21 protein-coding genes and 1 pseudogene are annotated in these 25,313 nt (G+C 72.1%); 12 read left to right on the top strand and 10 right to left on the bottom strand.

Going from position 1 to position 25,313, the window contains the following annotated elements; translation table 11 throughout:
- Positions 1-16: 16 nt before the first annotated feature.
- Complete coding sequence (dut, locus tag AB0M83_RS20450; protein ID WP_364519177.1) at positions 17-520, top strand: dUTP diphosphatase; 504 nt, start codon at positions 17-19, stop codon at positions 518-520.
- A complete protein-coding gene (locus tag AB0M83_RS20445; protein ID WP_364519175.1) occupies positions 520-1,182 on the top strand; it encodes a DUF3710 domain-containing protein in 663 nt (220 codons plus the stop codon). The genes dut and AB0M83_RS20445 overlap by 1 nt, the downstream gene beginning before the upstream one ends.
- A 54-nt stretch (positions 1,183-1,236) precedes the next feature.
- On the opposite strand, the gene AB0M83_RS20440 is transcribed toward AB0M83_RS20445, so the two are convergent.
- On the bottom strand, positions 1,237-1,917 hold the full coding sequence (locus AB0M83_RS20440) for an alpha/beta hydrolase (protein WP_364519264.1): 681 nt from the start codon (positions 1,915-1,917) through the stop codon (positions 1,237-1,239).
- A gap of 134 nt (positions 1,918-2,051) precedes the next feature.
- Here AB0M83_RS20440 and AB0M83_RS20435 point away from each other — a divergent pair, with 134 nt between their 5' ends.
- Both AB0M83_RS20435 and AB0M83_RS20430 read left to right on the top strand, forming a co-directional pair.
- Complete coding sequence (locus AB0M83_RS20435) at positions 2,052-2,432, top strand: OB-fold nucleic acid binding domain-containing protein (protein WP_072480405.1); 381 nt, start codon at positions 2,052-2,054, stop codon at positions 2,430-2,432.
- Between the two features lie 9 nt (positions 2,433-2,441).
- A complete protein-coding gene (locus AB0M83_RS20430) occupies positions 2,442-3,167 on the top strand; it encodes a DUF3159 domain-containing protein (RefSeq protein ID WP_364519173.1) in 726 nt (241 codons plus the stop codon).
- Between the two features lie 150 nt (positions 3,168-3,317).
- On the opposite strand, the gene AB0M83_RS20425 is transcribed toward AB0M83_RS20430, so the two are convergent.
- Both AB0M83_RS20425 and AB0M83_RS20420 read right to left on the bottom strand, forming a co-directional pair.
- Entirely contained in the window at positions 3,318-3,974 is a 657-nt protein-coding gene (locus AB0M83_RS20425) for a TrkA family potassium uptake protein (protein WP_364519171.1), read from the bottom strand.
- Positions 3,971-4,645 (bottom strand): annotated as a pseudogene (locus tag AB0M83_RS20420) (TrkA family potassium uptake protein); the annotation flags it as partial. The pseudogene AB0M83_RS20420 and the gene AB0M83_RS20425, both read right to left, overlap by 4 nt.
- Before the next feature lie 135 nt (positions 4,646-4,780).
- On the opposite strand from AB0M83_RS20420, the gene AB0M83_RS20415 reads away from it, so the two are divergent.
- The 3 genes from AB0M83_RS20415 to AB0M83_RS20405 are packed head-to-tail and all read left to right on the top strand — an operon-like array spanning position 4,781 to position 8,595.
- Positions 4,781-6,814: an APC family permease gene (locus AB0M83_RS20415; RefSeq protein ID WP_364519169.1), complete on the top strand. Its 2,034-nt coding sequence runs from the start codon at positions 4,781-4,783 to the stop codon at positions 6,812-6,814.
- A complete protein-coding gene (locus AB0M83_RS20410; protein WP_364519167.1) occupies positions 6,811-7,998 on the top strand; it encodes a TRAM domain-containing protein in 1,188 nt (395 codons plus the stop codon). Before AB0M83_RS20415 ends, AB0M83_RS20410 begins: the two co-directional genes overlap by 4 nt.
- 33 nt (positions 7,999-8,031) lie before the next feature.
- Positions 8,032-8,595 (top strand): TIGR03086 family metal-binding protein, encoded by a 564-nt coding sequence (locus AB0M83_RS20405; protein ID WP_364519165.1) that lies wholly within the window; start codon positions 8,032-8,034, stop codon positions 8,593-8,595.
- Positions 8,596-8,897: 302 nt separating this feature from the next.
- On the opposite strand, the gene AB0M83_RS20400 is transcribed toward AB0M83_RS20405, so the two are convergent.
- Positions 8,898-9,335, bottom strand: coding sequence for a hypothetical protein (locus AB0M83_RS20400; RefSeq protein ID WP_364519163.1), 438 nt, complete (start codon positions 9,333-9,335; stop codon positions 8,898-8,900).
- Between the two features lie 107 nt (positions 9,336-9,442).
- Positions 9,443-10,912, bottom strand: a complete 1,470-nt coding sequence (locus tag AB0M83_RS20395) for an aldehyde dehydrogenase family protein (protein WP_364519161.1) — start codon at positions 10,910-10,912, stop codon at positions 9,443-9,445.
- A gap of 185 nt (positions 10,913-11,097) precedes the next feature.
- On the opposite strand from AB0M83_RS20395, the gene dxs reads away from it, so the two are divergent.
- Both dxs and AB0M83_RS20385 read left to right on the top strand, forming a co-directional pair.
- Positions 11,098-13,011 carry a 1-deoxy-D-xylulose-5-phosphate synthase gene (gene dxs, locus AB0M83_RS20390; RefSeq protein ID WP_364519159.1) on the top strand — a complete coding sequence of 638 codons (1,914 nt, stop codon included), beginning with the start codon at positions 11,098-11,100 and terminating at the stop codon, positions 13,009-13,011.
- A gap of 90 nt (positions 13,012-13,101) precedes the next feature.
- On the top strand, positions 13,102-14,814 hold the full coding sequence (locus AB0M83_RS20385; RefSeq protein WP_364519157.1) for a hypothetical protein: 1,713 nt from the start codon (positions 13,102-13,104) through the stop codon (positions 14,812-14,814).
- A 223-nt stretch (positions 14,815-15,037) separates the two neighbouring features.
- Here AB0M83_RS20385 and AB0M83_RS20380 read toward each other — a convergent pair whose 3' ends face one another.
- From AB0M83_RS20380 to AB0M83_RS20360, 5 genes are read right to left on the bottom strand one after another with little or no spacing between them, the layout of a single operon-like run.
- Entirely contained in the window at positions 15,038-16,489 is a 1,452-nt protein-coding gene (locus AB0M83_RS20380) for a cytosine permease (RefSeq protein ID WP_364519155.1), read from the bottom strand.
- Positions 16,486-17,844, bottom strand: a complete 1,359-nt coding sequence (locus AB0M83_RS20375) for an aminobutyraldehyde dehydrogenase (protein ID WP_364519153.1) — start codon at positions 17,842-17,844, stop codon at positions 16,486-16,488. Before AB0M83_RS20375 ends, AB0M83_RS20380 begins: the two co-directional genes overlap by 4 nt.
- Entirely contained in the window at positions 17,841-19,493 is a 1,653-nt protein-coding gene (locus tag AB0M83_RS20370; RefSeq protein WP_364519151.1) for a thiamine pyrophosphate-binding protein, read from the bottom strand. Before AB0M83_RS20370 ends, AB0M83_RS20375 begins: the two co-directional genes overlap by 4 nt.
- Positions 19,490-20,434, bottom strand: coding sequence for an agmatinase (gene speB, locus AB0M83_RS20365; RefSeq protein WP_364519150.1), 945 nt, complete (start codon positions 20,432-20,434; stop codon positions 19,490-19,492). Before speB ends, AB0M83_RS20370 begins: the two co-directional genes overlap by 4 nt.
- A complete protein-coding gene (locus AB0M83_RS20360) occupies positions 20,427-21,872 on the bottom strand; it encodes a sodium:solute symporter (RefSeq protein WP_364519148.1) in 1,446 nt (481 codons plus the stop codon). The genes speB and AB0M83_RS20360 overlap by 8 nt, the downstream gene beginning before the upstream one ends.
- Before the next feature lie 130 nt (positions 21,873-22,002).
- On the opposite strand from AB0M83_RS20360, the gene AB0M83_RS20355 reads away from it, so the two are divergent.
- Genes AB0M83_RS20355 through AB0M83_RS20345 form a run of 3 tightly spaced genes read left to right on the top strand, consistent with a single transcriptional unit; the run spans position 22,003 to position 25,309 of the window.
- Positions 22,003-23,475 carry a PucR family transcriptional regulator gene (locus tag AB0M83_RS20355; RefSeq protein ID WP_364519146.1) on the top strand — a complete coding sequence of 491 codons (1,473 nt, stop codon included), beginning with the start codon at positions 22,003-22,005 and terminating at the stop codon, positions 23,473-23,475.
- 35 nt (positions 23,476-23,510) lie between these two features.
- Positions 23,511-24,188: a response regulator transcription factor gene (locus AB0M83_RS20350; protein WP_169734892.1), complete on the top strand. Its 678-nt coding sequence runs from the start codon at positions 23,511-23,513 to the stop codon at positions 24,186-24,188.
- Entirely contained in the window at positions 24,185-25,309 is a 1,125-nt protein-coding gene (locus AB0M83_RS20345) for a HAMP domain-containing sensor histidine kinase (RefSeq protein ID WP_364519144.1), read from the top strand. The genes AB0M83_RS20350 and AB0M83_RS20345 overlap by 4 nt, the downstream gene beginning before the upstream one ends.
- The last annotated feature ends 4 nt before the right edge of the window (positions 25,310-25,313 follow it).

The raw sequence follows: 25,313 nt of genomic DNA, 5'->3' as shown, positions 1-25,313 counted from the left end.
AGTAATCTCGCCGCCCGTGTCCAGCGTTCAGGTACTCCTCTCCCGGCTCGACCCGGATGTCCCGCTGCCCGCCTACGCCCGGCCGGGCGACGCGGGCGCCGATCTCGTCACGACCTCGGATATCGTCCTGAAACCCGGGGAACGCGGCGTCGTCGGCACCGGCGTCGCGATCGCCCTCCCGCCCGGGTACGCGGGGTTCGTCCACCCGCGGTCGGGCCTGGCCGCCCGGGTCGGCCTCTCGGTGGTGAACACACCGGGCACGATCGACGCGGGCTACCGCGGGGAGATCAAGGTCTGCCTGATCAACCACGACCCGGTGCACCCGGTGAAGCTCGCGCGCGGCGACCGCATCGCCCAGCTGGTCGTGCAACGGGTCGAACACGCCGAATTCGTCGAGGTCGCCGAGCTCGACGCCACCGAACGGGGCGACGGAGGCTACGGCTCGACGGGTGGACACGCCACACTGGGAGCAGACGCGCTCGCCGCGAGCGCCGTGGCTGGGGAAGGAACGGAGAAGTAGTGGGGATTTTCGGACGCAAGCGGCGGACCGAGGGCGGGTCCGGCGGAAGGCACGGCGCGCCCGAGGCCGACGACACGATCGAGGACGACGCGTACGACGAGGACGACGAGCTGTCGGACGTCTCCGACGGCCCGTTCGACGTCGCGGACTTCGAGGACGACGGCGTCCCGCGGATCGACCTCGGCTCGGTGAAGGTGCCGGTGCCCGACGGATCCCAGGTCCAGGTCGAGATGGACCCCGAGACCGGCGGCGTGCGCGCCGTGCACGTCGTCACCGAGCAGGGCCAGATCACGGTCAGCGCCTACGCCGCGCCGCGCTCGGGCGGCCTCTGGCGCGAGGTGAGCACCGAGCTCGCCGAGCAGCTGCGGGCCGACGGCGCCAAGGTCAACATCGGCCGCGGCGTGTGGGGCCTGGAGATCTCGGCCATCGTCGGCGACGTCTCGCTGCGCTTCGTCGGCGTCGACCGGCCGCGCTGGATGCTGCGCGGCGTCATCGCCGGGCCGCAGTCGGAGGCCGCGGCGGCGGTGGAGGTGCTGCGCGGGATCGTGCGGCGCACGATCGTCGACCGCGGCGACGCGCCGATGCCGGTCCGCACCCCGCTCACCATCACGCTGCCCGAGGCCGTCGCCGAGCACATCGCGGCCCAGCAGCAGCAGGGCTGACGCTCAAGCCTCTGAAGGCCACCTTGAGGGCACCTAGCGCTCTCAAGGTGGCCTTCAGCGGCTCCGGGCCCGGAGGAAGGCGAGCACGGTCGCCCGGCCGAGGGACTCGCGATCCGCGCCCAGCGCCGTGAGCGTCGTCTCGCCGAGCGAAGCGCGGGGGAGCGCGCGAGCCCACTCCGCCGCGACTTTCGTCGGGTGGATCGGGTCGTCGGTGCACGTGCCGACCCCGGCCGGGACGGCCAGCCCCGCCAGCTCGGCCAGCGCCGGGGACGGGCGGCCCGCGGCGACGCGCAGGCCGGCCGCCAGCCCGTCGCCGTGGCGGCGCCACGCCCGGTCCAGTTCCGCGCGCAGCCAGTCCGGGCTGCCCGCCGTCTGCGCCAGGGCGGCGTCGACGCCGGAATCGGCCACCAGATCCGCGGACAGCGTCGCGGCCAGCGATGCGGGTGCCTGGCCCGGATGGCCGTTCCAGGCCGGGAGCGCGGCCAGCAGGCCCCCGCAACGGCCCGGATTGGCCACGGCCCACTCCGCGGCGAGGTGGGCGCCGAACGAAATGCCGCCTACGAGCAGTTCGCCGTGTTCGTCCGCCAGCGCGTCCAGCGTCGCCAGGTAGCCGTCCGCCAGGGCCGCACCGGGCGGCGGCGGTGGGGCGATGAGCGGGACACCGAGGGCGCGCAGCGGGCCGGCGAAGACCGCCCGGACGAACACCTCGTCCGAGCCGGTGCCGGGCAGCAGCACCGCCGGGGGAACTCTGATCGCGGACGTCACGTTGCGATCTTTGCGCAAAGGCGTTTCCCTGGCGGGGACCGCAGTACGCTGGAATCGCACGGGCCGCAAGCAGTTTGTCGGGGCCCCGGAGCACAGGAGCACCTATGTCCGCCAAAGACGGCGGCTACTTCAGCCGGTTGGTACGCAAGCTGACCAGCGACGTCGACGAGCTCGACGCCGATGAGATGTCGATGAGGTCCGGCGCCGAGGGCGCCCAGCGGGCCTGCGACTGCCGTTCCGGCGAAGAGGTCACCGTGATGGGGAGACTCCGCAGCGTGGAGCTCTGCCCGACGAACGAGGCCGCCACGCTGGAGGCGGAGCTGTTCGACGGGACACAGGGCGTGACGCTAATCTGGCTCGGCCGCCGCCGGATCCCGGGCATCGAGCCTGGCCGGACGATCAAGGTGCGCGGCCGGATGGCCGAGCGTGACGGCCAGAAGGTGCTGTACAACCCCTATTACGAGCTCCAGAGCCCAGTGAGTTGATCACCCATCGTGACTGAACCCGCCCCGAGCGAGAAGAAGACCGACGCGGAAGAAGAACCGCAGCCGACCCTGCTCGAGCAGATGGGCGGCGTGTCCGGCCTGATCTACTCGTCGGTGCCGGTGATCGTCTTCGTCCTGGCGAACGCCTTCTTCGGCCTGACCGCCGCCATCTGGACGTCGGTGGGCAGCGCGGTGGCCATCACCGTGCTGCGGGTGGTCCGCAAGGAGCCCCTGCAGCCGGCGATCTCCGGTTTCTTCGGCGTCGCGATCGCCGCGTTCATCGCCTACCGCACCGGGTCCGCGAAGGGGTTCTTCCTCTTCGGGATCTACGCGAGCCTCGTCTACTGCGGCATCTTCGTGCTGTCGGTGGTCGTGCGGTGGCCGATCGCGGGCGTCGTCTGGAACGTGCTGAACGGCACCGGGCAGGCGTGGCGCAAGGACAAGCCGTCCCGCTACGCCTACGACATCGCGACGCTGGCCCTGGCGGCCGTGTTCGCGGCCCGGTTCGTCGTCCAGCGGTGGCTCTACCAGGAGGACTACACCGGCTGGCTGGCCTTCGCGAAGATCGCGATGGGGTACCCGCTGTACGCGCTGGGCCTGCTGGTGGTGGTCTGGGCGGTGCGCCGGTCGGACAAGCGGCTCAAGGCGCAGGCGGAGGACGAGCCGAAGCCGGAGACCGACGCCGAGGTCGAAGCCCGGCTGCGCGAGAAGTACGCCCAGGCCCCCGAAGCCTGACGGTTCCGCTCCGGGGCCGGCGCGCTGCTCGCGAAGCGACACAACCCGCGCGCGTGGGGGGACCCCCGGTTTTTACATTACCGGCCGGCACCGACAGTTTCGATCACGAAGAAGGCCCCGGCAGCAGCTGCCGGGGCCTTCTCCGTGAACTCAGTACCCCAAAGCCGTCCGGATCTCCGGCTCTACGTCCGCCGTCGCGACGAACAACAGCTCGTCGCCCGGCTCCAGGGGGTCCTCCGGCTGCGGCACGATCACGCGGTCGCCCCGCAGGATCGTCACCAAAGCCGCGTCCCTCGGCAGCGTCAGCTCGCTCACCGGCTTGCCGGCCAGCGGGGTCTCCGCGGGCAGCGTCAGCTCGACGAGGTTCGCGTTGCTCTGCCGGAACGTCATCAGCCGCACCAGGTCGCCGACGCTGACCGCCTCCTCGACCATCGCCGCGAGCATCCGCGGGGTCGACACGGCGACGTCGACGCCCCAGGCCTCGGTGAACAGCCACTCGTTGGCCGGGTTGTTCACCCGCGCCACCACGCGCCGGACGGCGAACTCCGTCTTGGCCAGCAGCGACACGACGAGGTTCGCCTTGTCGTCGCCGGTGGCGGCGATGACGACGTCGCACTGTTCGATCCCGGACTCCTCCAGGATCGACACCTCGCAGGCGTCGCCCAGCACCCAGTCGGCCTGCTCGACGGTCTGCGGCTCGAACTGGTCGGCCTCCCGTTCGATGAGCATCACCTGGTGCCTGCCGTCGATCAGCTCGCTGGCGATGGAGCGCCCCACCGCGCCCGCGCCGGCGATCGCGACCCTCATGCCTCGTCCTCCGGTTCGCGGTTGGCCACACTCGTCACGTCGCTGACCGTGCCGGAGCGCGCCGCCACCCACACGTCGTCGCCGTCCTGCACCATCGTCTTGCCGTCCGGCAGCACCGGCGTGCCGAAGCGCATGATGAACGCCACCCGCGCGCCGGACGCCTCCTGCAGCGACCGGACGGAGTGCCCGACCCAGCCCTCGTGCAGCGGCAGCTGCAGCAGCGCGATGTTGCCCGACGGGTCCCGCCACGCCGACGCGACGCCGTCCGGCAGGAGCGTGCGCAGGAACCGGTCGGTGGTCCACGGCACGGTCGCCACCGTCGGGATCCCCAGCCGCTCGTACACGGCCGCGCGCTTGTGGTCGTAGATCCGCGCGACGACGTGTTCGATGCCGAAGTTCTCGCGGGCGACCCGCGCGGAGATGATGTTCGAGTTGTCGCCGCTGGACACCGCGGCGAACGCGCCGGCCCGCTCGATGCCCGCTTCGATCAGCACCTTGCGGTCGAACCCGACCCCGACGACCTGCTGGCCGTGGAAGTCGCTGCCGAGCCGGCGGAACGCCTGCTGGCTCTTGTCGATGACGGCCACCTCGTGGCCGAGCCGCTCCAGCGCAGCGGCCAGGGACGCGCCTACCCGGCCGCATCCCATGATCACCACGTGCACGCCCTGCCTCCTCTTCGGCGGTAAACCCGTCCGTACCTACCCCGACATGCCAGCGCCGAACCTACCGTGCGCCGCTGCGGTCTCCGCCTTCCTCCCCACCACCACCCTCAACCGAGGAGCTCCGCTCCGCTGTACTGTCCGGTGGTGTCGAAGTTCCCGACCGTGCTGAAACGCCTGGTCCTCGGACGTCCGTTCCGCAGTGACAGGCTCGCTCACACGCTCCTCCCCAAGCGCATCGCGCTGCCCATCTTCGCGTCCGACGCGCTCTCGAGCGTGGCGTACGCACCCGAAGAGATCTTCCTGACACTGAGCGTCGCGGGCCTGTCCGCCTACGCGCTGGCGCCGTGGATCGGCATCATGGTCGCCCTGGTCATGCTGGTCGTCGTCGCGTCCTACCGGCAGAACGTGCACGCGTACCCGAGCGGCGGCGGCGACTACGAGGTCGCCAACACGAACCTGGGCGGGAAGTTCGGGCTGACCGTGGCGAGCGCGCTGCTCGTCGACTACGTGCTGACGGTCGCGGTGTCCACTTCGTCCGGTGTGGCCAACATCGGGTCGGCGGTGCCGTGGGTGGCGCAGCACAAGGTGCTGGCCTCGATCGTCATCGTGGTCGTGCTGACGTCACTGAACCTGCGCGGCATCCGGGAGTCGGGGAAGGCCTTCGCGATCCCGACGTACGGGTTCATCCTGGGCATTCTGGTCATGGTCGTGTGGGGTCTGGTGCAAGCCGCCACCGGCACCGAGATGAAGGCCGAAAGCGCCGGGTTCACCTTGAACGCCGAGGGGACCTTCGCGGGCGTCGCGTACGCGTTCCTGGTGCTGCGGGCGTTCTCCTCCGGCGCGGCGGCGCTGACCGGGGTCGAGGCGATCAGCAACGGCGTCCCGGCGTTCCAGAAACCCAAGTCGAAGAACGCGGCCACCACGCTGCTGATGATGGGCCTGCTCGCGGTGACCATGCTGGTCGGCATCATCACGCTGGCCACGATCACCGACGTCAAGTTCGCCGAGGACCCGGCGGAGCAGCTCGCCGGCGCGCCGGCCGGCTACGAGCAGAAGACGATCGTCGCGCAGATCGCGCACGCGGTGTTCGCCGACTTCCCGCCGGCGTTCTACTACATCTCCTTCTCCACCGGCATCATCCTGCTGCTGGCCGCGAACACCGCGTTCAACGGTTTCCCGGTGCTGGGCTCGATCCTGGCGCAGGACCGCTACCTGCCGCGGCAGCTGCACACGCGCGGCGACCGGCTGGCGTTCTCCAACGGGATCCTGTTCCTCTCGGCCTTCGCGCTGGTGCTGATCATCGCGTTCGACGCCGAGGTGACCCGCCTCATCCAGCTCTACATCGTGGGCGTGTTCGTGTCGTTCACGGTGAGCCAGGCCGGCATGATCCGGCACTGGAACCGGTTGCTGGCCAAGGAAACCGACCCCGGCGTGCGGCGGCGGATGCGGCGCTCGCAGACGGTCAACGCGGTCGGCCTCACCATGACCGGCGTCGTGCTGGTGATCGTGCTCATCACCAAGTTCCTGCTGGGCGCGTGGATCGCGATCGCGGCGATGGTGGCGATCTTCATCCTGATGACGGCGATCCGGAAGCACTACGACCGCGTCGCCGACGAGCTGAAGGACCTCGGCGACACCCCGACCGTGCTGCCGTCGCGCAACCACGCGATCGTGCTGGTGTCCAAACTGCACCGGCCGACGCTGCGCGCGCTGGCCTACGCCAAGGCGATGCGCCCGGACGTCCTCGAAGCCGTGACGGTCAACGTGGACGACGCCGACACGCGCCGGTTGACCGCCGAATGGGACGCGCACAACTTCAAGGTGCCGCTCAAGGTCGTCGAGTCGCCCTACCGCGAGATCACGAAACCCGTGCTGGACTACGTGAAGCGCGTGCGCGGGGACAACCCGCGCAACGTGGTCACGGTGTTCATCCCGGAGTACGTGGTCGGGCACTGGTGGGAGCAGGTGCTGCACAACCAGAGCGCGCTGCGGCTCAAGGGCCGCCTGCTGTTCCAGTCCGGCGTGATCGTGGCGAGCGTGCCGTGGCAGCTGGAGTCCTCGGCGAAGGCGGCCGCGCGCGTCCGCAACGAGCGCCCGGCGGCCGGTGACGTCCGCCGCGGCTTCTCACCCAACGGAAAACCCATCGTCACCCCCAAACCCAAGGAGCCCGCCGAATGACCAGCTGGCTGGGCCGGGTTCTCGAGGTGGAGGTCGGCGCGGTGGCGCACGGCGGCCACTGCGTCGCACGCGCCGAAGGCCGCGTGGTGTTCGTCCGGCACGCGCTGCCGGGCGAGCGGGTGCGCGTCGAGGTCACCGAGGACAACGGCGGTTCGTTCTGCCGCGGCGACGCGATCGAGGTGCTTTCGGCTTCGGAGTTCCGGGTCGAACCGCCGTGCCCGCTCGCGGTCCCGGGTGGCTGCGGCGGCTGCGACTGGCAGCACGCTTCCCCTTCGTACCAACGTGACTTGAAGGCCGCCGTCGTGGCGGAGCAGCTCCAGCGGCTGGCCGGCATCGAGCGCGAGGTCGTCGTGGAAGCCCTCGAAGGCGGTCCGCTCGACTGGCGCAGCCGCGTCCGGCTGGTCGCCGACCGCGACGGGCGCGCGGGCCTGCGCGCCCACCACAGCCACCGCGTGGTGGCCCTCGAAGACTGCCCGATCGCGGTCCCGGGCGCGCTCGACGACGTCCTGGCGCGGCGCTGGCGGCCGGGCAGCGAGATCGAGGTGACCAGCGACGGCGACGGCGGTGTCCACGTGCGCGAGCTGTCGACGGTCCGCGGCAAGGTCCGCGCCCGGCAGCTGGCGGGCGGGGTGGCGGTCCAGCACGCGGCGGGCCGCGACTGGCACCTCGACGCGCACGGCTTCTGGCAGGTCCACCCGGCGGCGGCGTCGACGCTGGCCGCCGTCGTGGCCGAGTGGGCGGAGGCGCCCGTGGGCGGATCGGCCTGGGACCTCTACGCCGGGGTCGGGCTGTTCGCGTCGGTGCTGGCTTCGCAGGTCGGCTCGTCGGGCCGGGTGCTGGCGATCGAGTCCGGCCGGCGCGCGGTCGCCGACGGGGAGAAGAACCTGGCCGACCTGCCGCAGGTGTCCTGGCGGGCCGGGCGCGTCGAGCACCTGCTGGAATCGGCCGCGAAGCCGGTGGACGTCGTGGTGCTGGACCCGCCGCGCAAGGGCGCGGGCAAGGCGGTGGTGGAGTCGATCGTGGCGGGTTCACCCGATCGGATCGTCTACGTGGCGTGCGACCCGGCGGCACTGGCCCGCGACCTGGCGACCTTCGCTTCGCACGGCTACGGCCTGACGGACCTGAGGGCGTTCGACGCGTTCCCGATGACCCACCACGTGGAGTGCGTGGCGCTGCTGTCCTGAGTTTTTGTCGGTGGTGGCCGTCACACTGCGGGCATGACTCCTCTCGACGATTTCGATCGCGCGGCTTCGACGGTGACCGGCCTGGTTTCGGCGATCGGCCGTGCGCAGTGGACACTGCCGACGGCGTGCGCGGACTGGGACGTCCGCGCGGTCGTCAACCACCTCGCGCACGGCAACGCGAAAGTGGCGTTCTGGGCGGGTTCGGGGCCACCGGCTCCGGACGGTGACTACCTGGGTGCTTCGCCGGCAGCTGCATTCGTTGCGTCGGTCGCGGCGGCGCGGGCGGTGCTGGCCGAGCCGGGGCTGTTCTCGCGGAAGGTGACGACACCGCTGGGGGAGCTGCCGGGCGTGTTCCTGGTCCACATGCGCGTGAACGAGTACCTGGCCCACGGCTGGGACCTCGCGGACGCGACCGGTGCTTCGACCGATCTGCTGCCGGACCTGGCGGAGGGGGCGCTGGAGCAGTGGCGGTCCCGGTTCGGGTCGGCGGCCCGGCCTCCGGGCGGCCCGTTCGGGCCGGAGGTGGAGGCGCGTCCAGGGGCGACGGCGGCGGACCGGCTGGCGGCGTTCCTCGGCCGGAAGGCGGTGAACGGCTAGCCGGCGCCGCGCGAAAAACTCCCGCGCACCGCGAAGGCGGGCACCTGCCGGCGGGCGGGTGGCTTGTTTCGAGGGAGCGCGGGCGCACCCTGACTTCGGTGGCGCCGAGGTCCGGGTGCTGCGCGGCGACGTGATCACGCAGCGGGGTTCTCGCGTGCCGCCAAGGCGGCCTACAGTCGGCCGCGGGCGAGGCTCGTGTCGAGGGGAGCGCGGGCGGCGGGCTGTCGCTCAGGCCCGGTGCGCTGCGAAGGCTGCCGCCAGGTCGGTCGCGGGTGTGCTCGCCTCGAGGAAGGCGTGAACGCTCACACGGCCCGGCGCACCGCGAACGCCGCCGCCAAACCGGCCGCCGTCATCGCCACTCCGGACGCCAGCAGCACCCAGGACCCCGCGCCCGGCACCACCCGCGCCGCCGGCTGGATTCTCGTCACGCCCGGGAGCGTCACCACCAGGTGCCGCAGGACCACGCCCGTCACGACCAGACCCGGGAGGGAGGCCATCGCCAGCGGCTCGTCCTGGCGGCGGGCGAACGTCAGGTACGCCAGCGTGCCCGCGATCAGCACCGCCGCCGCGCAGACCAGGCGCAGTCCCAGGTCCAGCTCCGGATCCGGCGTCCCCGGCGGCAGCAACCCGGGGTAGTCCGCCGTGCGCAAGGTCAGTCCCGCGATCACGCCGACCCCCGCGATCCCCACCGCCGCGGCGCGCGGGCCGCGGAGCCGCTTCCCCGGTCGCTGCTGGTCCACTCCGGCCTCCCTGGGTCGCGGTGGAGGCAGCATAAGGCGCGGGAAACGGCTTTCCGAGCACGTTTCGCGCGCTGGGCCGTTCGGTGGATCTCGATCGAGGGACCCGCTCAGCCGGCGAACCAGCGCTGCGGCGCCGGCCGCAGGTTCTGGTAGATGTGCTTGACCTCGGTGTACTCGCCGAGCCCCGTCGGGCCCAGCTCGCGGCCGAACCCGGACTGCTTGTAGCCGCCCCACTCGGCCTGCGGCAGGTACGGGTGGAAGTCGTTGATCCAGATCGTGCCGTGGCGCAGCCGCCCGGCCACGCGCTGCGCCCGCGAAGCGTCGTTCGTGAACACCGCCCCGGCCAGGCCGTAGTGGGTGTCGTTGGCGATGCGGACGGCGTCGTCCTCGTCGGTGAACGTCTCGACCGTCAGCACCGGCCCGAACGACTCGTCGACGACCGCCGACGAACCCTGTTTCACCTGGTCGAGGATGGTGGGCAGGTAGTAGAAGCCCTCCGCCAAGGAAGGATCGTCGGGGCGCCGCCCGCCGGTCCGCAGCACCGCTCCCTCGGCCAGCGCCGCCGCCACGTACCGCTCGATCTTCGCCCGGTGCGCCGCCGAGATCAGCGGTCCCGTCTCGGCGCGCTCGTCGAACGGCCCGCCCAGGCGGATCCGCTCGGCCCGGCGCACCAGCTCGGCGACGAACTCGTCGTGCCACTCCCGTTGCACGATCAGCCGCGCGCCCGCCGAGCACACCTGGCCGGAGTGCAGGAACACCGCCGTCAGCGCGTAGTCGACCGCCGTCTCGAAGTCGGCGTCGGCGAAGACCACATTCGGGTTCTTCCCGCCCAGCTCCAGGGCCACTTTCTTGACCGTCGCGGCCGCGGCGGCGGCAATGACCCGGCCGGTCGCGAGACCCCCGGTGAACGACACGAGGTCGACGTCCGGGTGCTCGGCCAGCGGCGCGCCGACCTTTGCGCCGGCCCCGAGCACCAGGTTGGCGACGCCGGGCGGCAGGCCCGCCTCGGTGAGCAGCTTCAGGAACAGGATCGAGGTGTGCGGCGTCAGCTCGCTGGGCTTGAGCACGAACGTGTTGCCCGCGGCCAGCGCCGGCGCGATCTTCCACACGGTCTGCAGCAGCGGGTAGTTCCACGGCGTGATCAGCCCGCAGACGCCGACCGGTTCGTGCACGATCCGGCTGAAGGCGTCCGGGTTGCCGGTGTCGACGACGCGGCCCGCGTCCTGCGCCGCCAGCTTGCCGAAGTAGCGCAGGCAGGCGGCGATGTCGGCCATGTCATAGCGGCTTTCGACCAGGCGCTTGCCGGTGTCGAGCGACTCGGCTCGGGCGAACGCCTCCGCGTCCCGGTCCAGCAAGTCCGCGGTGCGCAGCAGCAGGTCACCGCGCAGGTGCGCGGGCGTGCCGGGCCACGGGCCGGTGTCGAACGCCCGGCGGGCCGCCGCGATGGCGGCTTCGGTGTCCTTGGCGGTGCCCTCGGCGACCGTCGCGACCAGGGAACCGTCGGCCGGGCAGCGGATCTCCCGCCGGCCGCCGCCGAGCGCGTCCACCCATTCGCCGCCGATGAAGAAGTCCGCCATGCGTCCCATTCTCGCGGCCACGCCGCGTGACCGCCACAGCACGGTGGGGAGACGAGGTTCACCCCGGCAGATGACGGGTGATCGCGCTCCGCCTGTGACGCCGGACGCGGCGGGCGGAAGGCCGGTGGCCGTCCTCCGTAGACTGGCCGGACGCGGGGCGTACCGACCAAGTGAGGTGGAGACGAGTGACGTTGCTGGAGTCCGTCAACGGACCGGCGGACCTGAAGCGCATGAGTGTCGAGGACCTCGGCGAACTGTCCGCCGAAATCCGGGACTTCCTCGTCGACAAGGTCCGCCGCGCCGGCGGGCACCTGGGGCCGAACCTCGGCGTCGTCGAGCTGACCATCGCGCTGCACCGCGTGTTCGACTCGCCGCGCGACGCGATCGTCTGGGACGTCGGGCACCAGGCCTACGTGCACAAGATCGTCACCGGCCGCGCGGACGGCTTCGACCGGCTGCGCCAGACCGGCGGCGTCACCGGTTACCCGTCGCGCGCGGAGAGTGACCACGACTGGGTCGAAAGCAGCCACGCGTCGTCCGCGCTGTCCTATGTGGACGGCTTGGCGAAGGCGTTCGCCCTGGACGGCGGCGAGCGGCACGCGGTCGCCGTCGTCGGCGACGGCGCGCTCACCGGCGGCATGTGCTGGGAGGCGCTCAACAACCTCGCCGCCCACCGCGAGCGCCCGGTCGTCATCGTCATCAACGACAACGGCCGCTCCTACTCGCCGACCATCGGCGGCCTCGCCGACCACCTCGCGGCGCTGCGCCTGCAGCCCGGCTACGAGCGGCTGCTCGACGGCGGCCGCGAGCTGCTCCGGCACACCCCGGTCGTCGGCAAGCCGATCTACGCCGCGCTGCACGCCGCGAAGGCCGGGCTGAAGGACGCGCTGAGCCCGCAGGCGATGTTCTCCGACCTCGGCCTGAAGTACCTCGGCCCGGTCGACGGCCACGACCAGGTGGCGCTGGAGAAGGCCCTGCACAGCGCGAAGGCGTTCGGCGGCGCGGTGATCGTGCACGTGGTGACCGAGAAGGGCCACGGCTACGCGCCCGCGGTCAACAACGAGCACGACCAGATGCACCAGACCGACCCGATCGACCCGGAGACCGGCCTGCCGCCGGTGAAGGGCCCGAGCTGGACCGGCGTGTTCGGCGACGAGCTGGCGAAGATCGGCGCCGAGCGCGAGGACGTCGTCGCGATCACCGCGGCGATGCTGCGCTCGACCGGTCTCGACAAGTTCGCCGAGGCGTTCCCCGACCGCTGGTACGACGTCGGCATCGCCGAGCAGCACGCGGTCACGTCGGCCGCCGGGCTGGCGATGGGCGGGCTGCACCCGGTGGTCGCGATCTACTCGACGTTCCTGAACCGCGCGTTCGACCAGGTGCTGATGGACGTCGCGCTGCACCGCCAGCCGGTGACGCTGGTGCTGGACCGCGCCGGCATCACCGGGCCGGACGGCCCCAGCCACCACGGCATGTGGGACCTGTCGCTGCTGGGCATGGTGCCGGGCATGCGGGTGGCCGCTCCGCGCGACCCGGGCACGCTGCGCGAGGAGCTGCGCGAGGCCGTGGCGGTGTCCGACGGCCCGACGGCGCTGCGCTTCTCGAAGGGCAAGGTCGGCACGGACGTCGCGGCGGTGGAGCGGCTGGGCACGGTCGACGTGCTGCGCCGCCCTGTCGACGGTGCCGACGTGCTGCTGGTGACGGTGGGCCCGTTCGCGACCTTGGGCCTGGCAGCGGCCGACCGGCTCGCGGACCAGGGCATCGGCGTGACGGTGGTCGACCCGCGCTGGGTGCTGCCGGTCCCGGCCGAGCTGGTCGCGCTGGCTGCGCAGCACAAGCTGGTGGTGACCGTCGAGGACAGCGGGCGCCATGGTGGGTTCGGTTCGGCGCTGGCGGCGATGTTCCGCGACGCGGAATGCGACGTCCCGCTGAGGGACCTGGCGGTGCCGCAGACGTTCCATGATCTGGGGAGCCGGGATGAGGTTTTGGGGCGCATCGGGCTGACGGCTCAGGACGTGGCTCGGCGGGTGACCGAGTGGGCCTCGGGCCGCCTCGGCTCGGCCGAGCGGACCGAGTCCGCACGCGACCACTCGGCCTGAGCTCGCGCCAGGCCGGGTCGGGGCGACCCGGGGGCTCGCAGTAGGTTCCGGGGGTGTCGGCCGGCGGTGCCGCACGAGGGGGAGGACCGCGTGACGGAATCTCGGACACTGCTGCCCGGAACACCCGGCGAGGTGCCGGCCTGGTACCGGAAACCGGGCGTGTGGGCCTGGACCGCCATGGGCGCCACCGCGCTCCTCTTCGCGAACCTCGCCTGGCAGCGCCGGTGGATGAGTGACGACGGCCTGATCGTGCTGCGCACCGTCCGCCACCTCTACGAGGGCAATGGCGCCGTCTTCAACGCGGGGGAGCGCGTCGAGGCGAACACCAGCACCTTGTGGACCTTCCTCGTCTGGCTGTTCGGCCTGATCCCCGGGGCCGGGCTGGAGTGGGTGGCCGTCGTGACCGGGCTGGTCTGCGCGGTCGGCGGGTTGGTGCTGGCCATGGCCGGTGCGCGGCGCCTGCACCGCCCGGCCGGGACCGGTCTCGTGCTGCCCGCCGGGGCATTGCTGGTGTGCGCCCTTCCGCCGTTCTTGGACTTCGCGACCTCCGGGCTGGAAACCGGCTTGATCTCGCTCTGGCTGGGTGGCTCCTGGTGGCTCGTCGTGCGCCGGGCGACCGGTGTCACCGAGCGGTCGTGGCCGGTGGCGCTCGCGCTCGGGCTGGGGCCGCTCGTGCGGCCGGACCTGGCGCTGTTCAGCGCGTTCGGGTTCGCCGCGTTGTCCTTCGTCGCCTGGCGCGGCTGGCTGCGCGCCCTGGGCCTGGTCGCGGTCGCCGGTGCGCTGCCGCTGGCCTACCAGGTCTTCCGCATGGGCTACTACGGCTTGGTCACCCCGAACACCGCGGTGGCCAAGGAGGCGTCGGCGGTGCACTGGGACCGGGGCCTGCGCTACCTGGCCGACCTGGTCTCGCCCTACACCCTGTGGCTGCCGCTGCTGCTCCTGGCCGGCGTGTTCGTGCTGGTCGCCCGTCTCCTGCCCCGGACCCGGGTCACTCTCGTGCTGATCGCTTTCCCCCTGCTGGCCGGGTTGGTGATGGCGGTCTACGTGCTCCGCATCGGCGGCGACTTCATGCACGGCCGGATGCTGCTGCCGGCGCTCTTCGCCCTGCTGCTCCCGGTGATGGCGGTCCCGGTGACGCGGTGGACCGCGCTCCTGGTGGCCGCGGTCGGCGGGTGGGCGCTCGTCGCCGGCATCTGGCTGCGCGTGCCCTACGACGCCGACGCGCGGCACTACGACCCGGCGACCGGGATCGCCGACGAGCGCGGTTACTGGTCGGCCGCGAGCGGGCGCGAGCACCCCATGCACGGCGATGACTACGCCACCGCCATGGGGCTGCGCGAAGCGGAGGCGATGCTGCGAGAAGCGCCGTCTTCGATGGTGATCGCGCAACGCGGTTCGTGGCTGCGCTACCCCGCGGCGGCCCCGGACGGCACGTTCGTGGTCGGCAGCATCGGCGCGCTCGGCATGGTCGCTCCGCTGGAGGTCCGGGTGCACGACGTGTACGGGCTGGTCAGCCCGCTCGCCGCGCACTCGGAGGCGGCCGGTTCCCGGCGCAGCGGGCACGAGAAGGACCTGCCGCCGGCGTGGAACGTCGCCGACGGCGGCGGCGCGGGCGAAGGTGCGCTCCCCGCCGACCAGATCGCGGCCGCCCGAGTCGCCCTGGAGTGCGCCGAGATCCGCGAGATGCTCGATTCGGTGCGGGCCCCGCTCACCGCGAACCGCTTCTGGGACAACCTGACCGGCGCGTTCGCCCGGAGCGCGTTGCGCTATCCCGCCGATCCGCGTCAGGTCGCTTGCCGTTGAGGTCGCGCGCCGCAAGGTGGTTGCCGCTGGGAGCGGCCGGCACCGACCCGAAGCAACTCGCCTGGCAAGACTTCCGGCCGCGCCGATGCAGTGAATGACCCATTCACCTCGTCCGACGAGAGGAATGAGTCATTCACTGCGTGAGCCGGGGCCGGCCGCCCGAAACTGTCGGTGCTCGCCGGTAGAGTGGAAAACGGGGGCTCCCCCGGCGGGCTCTCTGCGGTCAGGCCTCCGCGGGCACGGTGACGACCACCGCAGGCGCGGGCACGGAACTGAACACTTCCGGCGGTTCCGGGAACAACTTCACCAGCACCGGATACGCCACCGCCGCCGTCACCAACGTCACCAGCAGGCTGATGTCCACGCCGCCCGCGATGTCCCGCAGCGGTCCCGCGATCATCGGTGTGTTCGCGCACAGCAGTCCCAGTGTCGTCGCCGGGATCCAGGCCGCCATCGCTCGCCAGTTCACCCCTCGGGCGAACCAATACCGGCCACCTCGGCGGCCCTCGTTGAACACCTGCAGGTCCGCCACGTCGTAGAACCCGCGCCGCTGGACGAAGCCGATCATCATGATCACCATCCACGGTGAGGTGCACAGCACGATCAGCGTCGCGAACGCGTTGATGCTCGACACCATGTCCAGCACGAAGTTGCCGACGAAGATGAACGCCACGCTCAGCGTCCCGATCAGGAGCGTTGCCCGGACCCGCGACAGGCGCGGGAAGATCGAGCTGAAGTCGAGGCCCGTGCCGTACAACGACGTCGTGCCCGTAGACAGGCCGCCGATCAGCGCCACCACGATCAGCGGGATCGCGTACCACAGCGGGGAAACCGCCGTCAGGCCGGTGATGTAGTCGGCCGGGTCCGCCACCAGCGTCGCCGTCGCGATGCCGAAGCCGAAGGGCAGCAGGGTCGCCACCTGGGCCAGGAACGGCGCCGCCAGGAGAGAACGCTTGCTGTACCGGGCAGGGATGTAGCGGGCCCAGTCGCCGAGGAACGCGCCGAACGAGATCGGGTTGGCCAGGGCCGTCAGGGCCGCGAGGGTGAACGTCGGCCAGAACGTGCCCAGTGCGTACGTCCCCGTGCCCGCGTAGCCCGGGTCGAACGAGCCGCCGTACGCCACGATCCCCAGCAGCATGATCAGCGTGCCGAGCACCACCGCGACGCGGTTGACCAGCAGCATGAACCGGTAGCCGTAGATGCAGACGACGAGCGTCGCGAGCGCGATCAGGCCGTACGCGATTCCGCGCAGCGCAGCGCCGCCGTCGAAGCCGAAGAGCCGCTGGGCCGCGCCGGCCACGGCGTCGCCGCTGACCCAGACCGAGATCGCGAAGAACGTGATCGCCGTCAGCAGCGACAGGAACGACCCGACGCACCGGCCGACGACGCCGAAGTGCGCGCCGGACGACACCGCGTTGTTGGTCCGCGTGCGCGGTCCGAACAACGCCATCGGCGCCAGGACCAGGCCGCCGACGACGACCCCGAGCGCCGTCGCCAGCGCCGCGTCGCGGAAGCTCAGCCCGTACGCGATCGGCAACGTGCCGAGGATGATCGTGGCGAACGTGTTCGCGCCGCCGAACGCCATCCGGAACAGGTCGCGCGGGCGCGAAGTCTGTTCCTCCGGCGGGATCGGCGCGATCCCGTGCTGCTCGACCTCCGTGATCTTCTCGCTCATGCGAACCTCGTCATCACGTGCTTGACCCGCGTGTACTCGGCGAAGGCGTACCCCGAGAGGTCCTTGCCGTGACCGGAGTGGCCGAACCCGCCGTGCGGCATCTCGGCGACCAGCGGTCCGTGCGTGTTCACCCACACACAGCCGAAGTCGAGGTCGGCCGACACCCGCGCGGCGACGCCGAGGTCGTTCGTCCAGACCGACGACGCCAGCCCGTACGGGACACCGTTGGCCAGCGAAACCGCCTGGGCTTCGTCCGAAAAGGACTGGACGGTGATGACCGGTCCGAAGATCTCTTCCTGGACGATCTCGTCGTCCTGGTGCAGGCCGGAGATCACCGTGGGGGAGAAGTAGAAGCCCCGAGCGCCGAACCGCGTCCCGCCGGTTTCGACGCGGGCGTGCGAGGGCAGCCGCGAGATCAGGCCCTCGACGCGCGAGAACTGCGCCGCGCTGTTCAAGGGCCCGAAGTCGACGCCGGGCGTCCGCGCCGCCGCGGCCTTCGCCAGCGAAGCGACGAAGTCGTCGTGGATCGACGCGTGCACCAGGACCCGGCTGCCCGCGGTGCAGTCCTGGCCCGCGTTGTAGAACGCCGCGCCCACGATGCCTTCCGCCGTCGCCGCGAGGCCGGCGTCCGGGAACACCAGCAGTGGTGCGTTGCCGCCCAGCTCCAGGTGGGTGCGCTTGAGGTCGGCGGCCGCCACGGTGGCGACGTCGATGCCCGCCCGCGTCGACCCGGTGATCGAGACGAGGTCCGTGATCGGGTGACGCACCAGCGCGCGGCCGGTGTCGCGGTCGCCGGTCAGCACGGTGAACGCGCCCGCCGGCAGGAACTCCGCCGCGACCTCGGCCAGCAGCACGGCGGTCGACGGCGTCGTCTCGGCCGGCTTGAGCACCACGGTGTTGCCCGCGGCCAGCGCCGGTGCGATCTTCCAGACCGCCATCATCAGCGGGTAGTTCCACGGCGCGATCTGCGCGCAGACGCCCACCGGCTCGCGGCGGACCACCGAGGTGTGGCCCGGCGCGTACTCCCCGGCGGCCGTGCCCTCCAGCTGCCGCGCGGCGCCGGCGAAGAACCGCAGCGCGCTCACGCACTCCGGGATCTCCTCCTCCAGCACGACCGACCGGATCTTGCCGGTCTCGCGCACTTCGAGGTCGGCGAACTCCGCGGCCCGCGCTTCCAGCGTGTCGGCGATCTTCAGCAGGGCCAGCTGCCGCTGCGCCGGGGTGCTGCGACGCCATCCCGCAAACGCTTGCGCGGCGGATTCGAGCGCGTGGTCCACATCGGATTGCTCAGCGATGACACTGGTGCCGAACACCTCGCCGGTCGCCGGGTCGGTCAGCTCGAGGGTGCGGGTCATGCCTGCTCCAGGTGGGTCGGCGCGAACAGCTTCAGCAGGGCCGGGAGGACGACCACGGACGGCCCGGGCGTGCGCAGCGCTTCGGCGAGGTCCGCGCCGACGGTGTCCGAAGAGGACAGCTTGGCGGATACGCCGAAGGACGAAGCCAAAGCCACGAAGTCGGGCCGGGTCAGCTCGGTGGCCGTGGTGTGGCCGAACGCGTCGGTCAGGTACTCGCGCAGGACGCCGTAGCCGCCGTCGTCGACGACCAGCCACGTGACGTCGAGGCCGTGCTGCACCGCGGTCGCCAGCTCGGCGACGCCGTACATCGCGCCGCCGTCGCCGGACACGGCCAGCGTGGGCGCGCCGGCGGCCGCGCCGCCGAGCGCGCCCGGCAGGCCGTAGCCCAGGCCACCCGCGCCCTGGGCGGTGTGGATCGGCGCGCCTTCGGGGTTCCACGCCGACCAGGCCCAGTACGCGGCGATCGTCATGTCCCAGAACGTCTGGGTGCCGCCGGGGAGCGCCGCGCGGATGTCGTCGATCAGCTTGCGCTCGACGGCCAGGTGCTGACCGTCCAACCGGGACTCGACGCGCGCGAGCAGCCCGGAAACCGCCTTCTCGGCCCGGCCGTCGGACGCCCGCATCGGCACCCACTCCAGCAGCGCCTGCAAGGTCAGCTTCACGTCGGCGTGGATACCGAGCCCCGGGTAGTTCGACTCCAGCTTGCCCAGGTCGGCCTCGACCTGGATCACCCGGCCGCGCGGGGCGAACTCGCGGTAGTTGCTGGACAGCTCGCCGAGGCCGGAGCCGAGCACGAGCAGCACGTCGGCGCCGGCGAGGAACTCCGTGGTGTGCCAGTCCTCCATCCAGGACCGCCCGGACAGCTCGTGGTCCCAGCCGAAGACGCCCTTGCCGCCGAAGGTCGAGATCACCGGGGCGCGCACCGCCTCGGCCAGCGCCGTCAGCTCGGCGTGCGAGCCGGACCGCAACGCTCCGCCGCCCGCCAGGATCACCGGATTCGACGCCGCGGCCAGCAGATCGGCGGCCGCGGTGACCAGTTCGGGCAGCGGTTCCAGGGGCGGGGGAGTGGCCGACACCGACGTGATCGGCGGGAGCCCGGCCGGGCCGAGCAGCACGTCCTGCGGGATCTCGACCCACACCGGGCCGTACGGCGCGGTCGCGGCCGACGTCCACGCCTCGCGCAGCGCGGTCGGGATCTGGCTGGCGCGGCGTACGACGTGCACCGACTTGACGACGTCCCGGAAGCTCGCCTGCTGGTCGGGCAGTTCGTGCAGGTAGCCGTGCCGCCCGCCGCCCAGCCCGGCGACCGGGACCTGGCTGGAGATCCCGAGCACCGGCACCGACGCGGCCCGGGATTCCTGCAGGGAAGCCAACGTCAGCAGCGCACCCGGGCCGGTGGAGACGATCAGCGGCGTGACCGGCACCGGGCCGTCGGGGTTCGCCGCGAGCCGCGCGCGGGCGTGCCCGTCGGCGGCGAAGGCGAGGTTGTTCTCGACGCGTCCGCTGATCACCCGCAGGTCGCCGGCGCGCCGCAGCGCTTCGAACAGGCCCAGCGCGTGCTGGCCCGGCAGGCCGAACACGGTGTCGGCGCCCAGCGCGCGAAGGGTTTCGACGACGACATCGCCGCCGATGCGTTCGGTATCGGTCATGCGCTCTTTCCCAAGGACAGCAGGCTCACCAGGTCGTAGGCGACGTGGGAGGCCGCGATGGCCGTGATCTCGGCGTGATCGTAAGCGGGAGCCAGTTCGACGACGTCCGCCCCGACCAGGTTGAGATCACGCAGCCCGCGCAGGATCTCGAGGAGCTCGCGGCTGGTCATCCCGCCCGCCTCGGGCGTGCCGGTGCCGGGCGCGTGGGCCGGGTCGAGCACGTCGATGTCGACCGAGACGTAGAGCGGCCGGTCGCCGATGCGCTGCCGCAGCGCGTCGACGGTCTCGGCGACGCCGCGGCGCAGCACGTCGCCGGAGGTGACGATGCCGAAGCCGAGCCGGCGGTCTTCTTCGAGGTCCCGCTTGCCGTACAGCGGCCCGCGCGTGCCGACGTGCGACAGCGCGCTCGTGTCGAGGATGCCTTCTTCGGACGCCCGCCGGAACGGGGTGCCGTGGGTGTACGGCTCGCCGAAGTAGGTGTCCCAGGTGTCGAGGTGCGCGTCGAAGTGCAGCAGGGCGACGGGCCCGTGCTGCTTCGCTGCGGCCCGCAGCAGCGGCAGGGCGATGGTGTGGTCGCCGCCGACCGTCACCAGCCGCGTCCCGTTCGCTTGCAGCGCTTCGGCTTCCTGCTGCAGCGTTTCGATCGCTTCGCCGATGTTGAACGGGTTCACCGCGATGTCGCCGGCGTCGACGACCTGCTTATCGGCGAACGGCGAGACGTCCAGCTCCGGGTGGTACGGCCGCAGCAGCCGGCTCGCCTCGCGCACCGCCGCCGGGCCGAACCGCGCGCCGGGCCGGTAGGACACGCCGGAGTCGAAGGGCACCCCGACGACGGCGATGTCGGCGCGCTCGACCTGGTCGATCCGCGGCAGTCGCGCGAAGGTCGCGAAGCCGGCGAACCGGGGGACGCGCGACGAGTCGAGGGGTCCGATGTTAGGCACTGGTGGGCTCCTGTTCCCGGGTCTCGGTGGTGGTGTCTTCGCCGTTGAGGCGGCGGGTCCAAAGGGAAAGAACCGAGTCGGCCGTGCGGGGCGTGGCGAAGCTGACCGCCAGGTAGACGACCAGGCTCGCGCCGAGGCCCCAGTAGATCGGGGTGTTGGCGGCGACGCCGTCGATGATCATGAAGGCGATCACGGACACCGTGCCGGCGACCATCGACGCGTACGCGCCCTGCCGCGTGCCGCGCTTCCAGAACAGCGCGCCGACGATCGCGACGAGCAAGCCGCCGACCAGGATGTCGTAGGCGATGGTCAGGGCGTTGACGACGTCGTCGACGACCATCGCGATGCCGATCGCGATCAGCCCGAGCACCAGCGTGGCGATCCGGTTGCGGCGGACCTCGCCGCCCTTCTTCAGGCCGATCTTGGTGAGCAGGTCCGACGTCGTGGTGGTGGAGCAGGCGATGAGCGCGCCGCTCGCGGTCGACATCATCGCCGAGAGCGCGGCGGCCAGCACCAGGCCGCGGACCCCGGTCGGCAGCAGGCGCTCGACGATCGTCGCGAAGGCGTCCTGCGCGCTGGCGAGATCCGGGTACAGCGTGTGCGCCGCCGTGCCGATCAGGGCGCCGGCCAGGCCGTAGACCAGGCAGTAGACGCCGGAGGTGATGCCGCCGGACGTCGCGATCGCCGGGGTGCGGGCGGTGAACACGCGCTGCCAGATGTCCTGGCCGATCAGCAGTCCGAAGGTGTAGATCACGAAGTAGGTGATGATCGTGTCGGTGCCGATCGAGGTGAAGCTGAAGAAGCTCGCGTCGAGCTTTTCGCTCATGCCGGAGAAGCCGCCGGCCGAGCTGATCGCGACCGGCAGCAGGATCGCCAGGATGCCGATGGTCTTGATGACGAACTGGGCGATGTCGGTCAGCGTGATCGACCACATGCCGCCGAGCACCGAGTAGAGGACCACGATCGACCCGCCGATCGCGATGCCGGCCCAGTTCGGCAGGTCGAAGAGCACCTTGAAGATGGTCGCGAACGCCAGCGTCGAGGTCACCGTGAGCATGAGCGTGTAGCCCCACATGACGACGCCGGACACCGCGCTGGTGCGGCCGCCGTAGCGCAGGTCCAGCATCTCGCCGACGGTGTAGACCTTCAGCCGCACCAGCCGCCGCGCGAACAGCGCGTGCAGCACCAGGATGCCGACGCCGATGCTGACGACCAGCCACATGCCCGAGATGCCGTAGGTGTAGCCGAGCTTCACGCCACCGACGGTGGAGGCGCCGCCGAGGACGACGGCCGACATCGTGCCGGAGTACATGAACCAGCCCAGCCGGCGCCCGGCAACGAGGTAGTCGGACTTGGTCTTCGCGAGCCGCAGGCCGTACCAGCCGACCCCGAGCATCCCCGCGATGTACAACGCGATCACGGCGTAGTCCCCGGTCACGGTGTCCTCCTCACGTCGTTTCGGGCCACCGTAGGTTCGGCTGACACCCCAGCGGCATGGGATGCTTCATCCCAATGTCGCCGAAGTCGAGGATGAAATGGCCCAAATCCCGGAGTTCTTGTCCACGGAGGTGAATGTCCCGTTACGGGACGTGGTCGGCAACCGGGAGCTCGCGCTGGAGGTCGTCCCCGAGACGTTGCGCCCGGGCGCGCTGGACCTCCCCGTGCGCTGGGCCCACGTCAGCGAGCTGCAGGACCCGGCGCCGTACCTGGTGGGCGGCGAGCTGATCCTCACGGCTGGTGTCAACCTGCCCGGGCAGCTCGACCGGTACGTGCGCGGCCTGCGGGACGCCGGGGTGACGGCGCTGGGCTTCGGCCTCACCCCGACGGTGCACGAGACGTTGCCGGAGTCCCTGCGCCGGGCCTGCGCGCGCCGCGGGCTGCCGCTGCTGGTGGTGCCGTCGCGCACGCCGTTCCTGGCGGTCAACCGGGCGGTCTCCGTCGCGCTGACCGAGGCCGGGCAGCGTGACCAGCGGCGGATCACCGCGGCGCGCGAGACGCTGACCCGCGCCGCGAGTGGCGGGCTCGGCGAGCTGACGTCGTCGCTGGCGGCGGTGCTGGGGTCCTGGGTCGCCCTGGTCGGCGCCGGGGACGTGCTGGCTTCGGCGCACGACGCACCCACGCCGCTGCCGCCGCAGGTGCGGGAGCTGATGGCGACCGTGCGCGCGGGCAGCGGGATCCGGAGCGCGACGACCGAGCTCGACGGCGGGTTCGTCGTCGTCCAGCCGGTGTACCCGCAGGCGACGGCGTCGCACCTGGTGGTCGTCGGCCGGTCCCGCCGGCTCGAAGGGGCCGACCGGGCGATCCTCGCCGTCGGCGCGGCCTTGCTCGGCCTGGTCGGCCGCGCGGGCTCGGACACGGCCGAGCTGGGCGCGGCGGCCACCGGGCTGCTGCTGGGCCGGACGGCGCCCGGGGAGGTCGCCCGGTCGCTGCTGGGCTCGGAGGTGGTCCGGCTGGTCGGCGGGACGGCGTACCGGCGTGGCCCGGACGAGGTGGCCCAGCGCCCGGACTGGCTGCGGGCGCGGCTGGACACCCCGCTGGTTTCGGTGCGGTCCGGCCGGTTCGTGGCGATCGCGGGCTCCGCGCCGCCGCTCGCGGTGCTGGAGGGCTTGCGCGACCACGGCTGGCTGGTGGCGGCGGGCTCCCCGGCGCCGGCCGGACAGCTGTCCGAGGGCGAAGTCGACCTGCTGCTCGCGCGGGCCCGGGCACTGGGGCGCCCAGTGGTGGCCGGGAGCTCGCCGCTGGACTTCGACTCGCTGGTGGCCCCGGACGCTTCCCGCGGGTTCGCTTCGAAGGCCCTGGAGCCGTTGGTCGCGCTCGACCAGGCGGGGGACCGGTCCTTGGTGCTGACGCTGCGGACGTGGCTGGCCCACCACGGCGGCTGGGAACCGACGGCCGCGGAGCTGGGCGTGCACCGCAACAGCGTCCGGCACCGGATCGCCCAGGTGGAGAAGGCCCTGGACGTGGACCTGGCGGACCCGGAGGTCCGCATGCGGTTGTGGTTCGCCCTCCGGTGGGCCACACCCGACGCACATCGTCCTTAAAGGGCACTCTCAGGAAAATATGGAATTGTGGAGCCGTGCGAGTTTTGGTAGTAGAGGACGAAGAACCCCTGGCCGACGCGATCGCCCGTGGCTTGCGCCGCGAGGGCATGGCGGTGGACGTCGCGCTCACGGGTGACGACGGGCACGAAAAGGCCGCCGTCACGCGGTACGACGTCGTGTTGCTGGACCGGGACCTGCCCGGGATGTCCGGGGACGAGCTGTGCCGCGAGATCGTCGCGTCCGGGGAGCTGACCCGGGTGCTGATGCTGACCGCGAGCAGCTCGGTGTCCGACCGCGTCGACGGGCTGTCGCTCGGCGCCGACGACTACCTCGCCAAACCCTTCGCCTTCCCCGAGCTGGTCGCCCGGGTGCGGGCGCTGGGCCGCCGGGCCACCCCGGCCGCGCCGCCGCTGCTGACCGCGGGTGACGTCGAGCTGGACCCGGCCAAGCGCACCGTCCGGCGCGCGAGCGGGCCGGTCGAGCTGACGCGCAAGGAGTTCGGCGTCCTCGAAGTGCTGCTGTCGGCCGCCGGTTCGGTCGTCAGCAGCGAAGAGCTGCTCGAACGCGTTTGGGACGAGAACGCCGACCCGTTCACCACGACCGTCCGGGTCACCGTCATGACGCTGCGCAAGAAGCTCGGCGAGCCGGGGATCATCGAGACCGTCGTCGGCTCCGGGTACCGGGTGCCGGAGCCCGGCGCGCCGCGCGCGTGAACCTGCCGGGCACCCGCAGCCTCCGCGCCCGGATCACCCTGCTGGCGACCGTGCTGGTCGCCGCCGTCAGCCTGCTGCTGCTCTGGCTGGCCTGGACGCTGGTCCGGGACTCGCTCGACAACGTCCCGCAGATGCCGCCGGGCAGCGTGGTCGTCGTCGACGGCGTCCAGGTCGACGCGTCGACCCTCGCCGAGCACCTGCGCGTGCACGCCCGCAACCGCATGCTGCTGTTCGGGTCGATCGCGTTCCTGCTGGTGGTGGCGGCCGCGGCGATCCTCGCCTGGACGTTCACCTCGCGCGTGCTGCTGCCGCTGCGCGAGATCACCGGTACCGCACGGCGGCTGTCGGTCGAGTCGCTGGGCGAGCGGATCGGCGAGGTGCGCTCGCACGACGAGCTGGCCGAGCTGGCCGGCACGTTCGACGACATGCTCGACCGGCTCCAGTCCGCGTTCGACGCGCAGCGCCACTTCGTCGCGAACGCGAGCCACGAGCTGCGGACGCCGCTGGCGGTGATCCGCACGGAGCTCGACGTCACCTTGTCCGACGACGACGCCGACGAAGCCGAGCTGCGCCGGATGGGCGGGGTGGTCCGCGACGCGACCGAGCGCGCCGGGCAGCTGGTGAACTCGCTGCTGCTGCTGGCCCGCACCGACGGCGCCGGGCTCGGGGTGCGCGAGCCCGTCGACCTGGCGGCGGTCGTCGACCGAGCCTGGCGTGCGGCCCGCACGGAAGCCGAGCAGCGCGGGATCCGGGCGACGTTCGCGGTGGTACCGGCGCCGGCGTTCGGCGACCCGGCGCTGCTGGAGCGGATCGCGGGCAACCTGCTGGAGAACGCGGTCCGCCACAACGTCGAGGGCGGCTGGCTGGAGGTCGTGACGCAGCCGGGCCCGCAGTGGTCGGTGCTGCGGGTGCGCTCGTCCGGGGGCCTGGTGGACCCGGCGACGGTGGCGGAGCTGTTCGAGCCGTTCCGCCGGGCGGGGGTGGCCCGCACGGCCCGGTCCGGCGCGGGCCTGGGGCTCTCGATCGTCCGCGCGGCGGTGGCGGCCCACGGCGGAAGCGTGGCGGCGGAACCGATCGTGGGCGGCGGTCTCGGCGTGACGGTCCACCTCCCCGTCCGCTGAGCAG

This window comes from Amycolatopsis sp. NPDC051106, assembly GCF_040682775.1.
Classification (GTDB): Bacteria; Actinomycetota; Actinomycetes; order Mycobacteriales; family Pseudonocardiaceae; genus Amycolatopsis.
The sequence above is the reverse complement of the archived record's forward strand: the minus strand, read 5'-3'. Positions and strand labels throughout refer to the sequence as shown.

Coding starts and splice junctions, on each gene's coding strand:
- AB0M83_RS20435 (WP_072480405.1), top strand. CDS start 2,052: ATGTCCGCCAAAGACGGCGGCTACTTCAGCCGGTTGGTACGCAAGCTG.
- AB0M83_RS20425 (WP_364519171.1), bottom strand. CDS start 3,974: ATGAGGGTCGCGATCGCCGGCGCGGGCGCGGTGGGGCGCTCCATCGCC.
- AB0M83_RS20410 (WP_364519167.1), top strand. CDS start 6,811: ATGACCAGCTGGCTGGGCCGGGTTCTCGAGGTGGAGGTCGGCGCGGTG.
- AB0M83_RS20405 (WP_364519165.1), top strand. CDS start 8,032: ATGACTCCTCTCGACGATTTCGATCGCGCGGCTTCGACGGTGACCGGC.
- AB0M83_RS20395 (WP_364519161.1), bottom strand. CDS start 10,912: ATGGCGGACTTCTTCATCGGCGGCGAATGGGTGGACGCGCTCGGCGGC.
- AB0M83_RS20380 (WP_364519155.1), bottom strand. CDS start 16,489: ATGAGCGAGAAGATCACGGAGGTCGAGCAGCACGGGATCGCGCCGATC.
- AB0M83_RS20375 (WP_364519153.1), bottom strand. CDS start 17,844: ATGACCCGCACCCTCGAGCTGACCGACCCGGCGACCGGCGAGGTGTTC.
- AB0M83_RS20370 (WP_364519151.1), bottom strand. CDS start 19,493: ATGACCGATACCGAACGCATCGGCGGCGATGTCGTCGTCGAAACCCTT.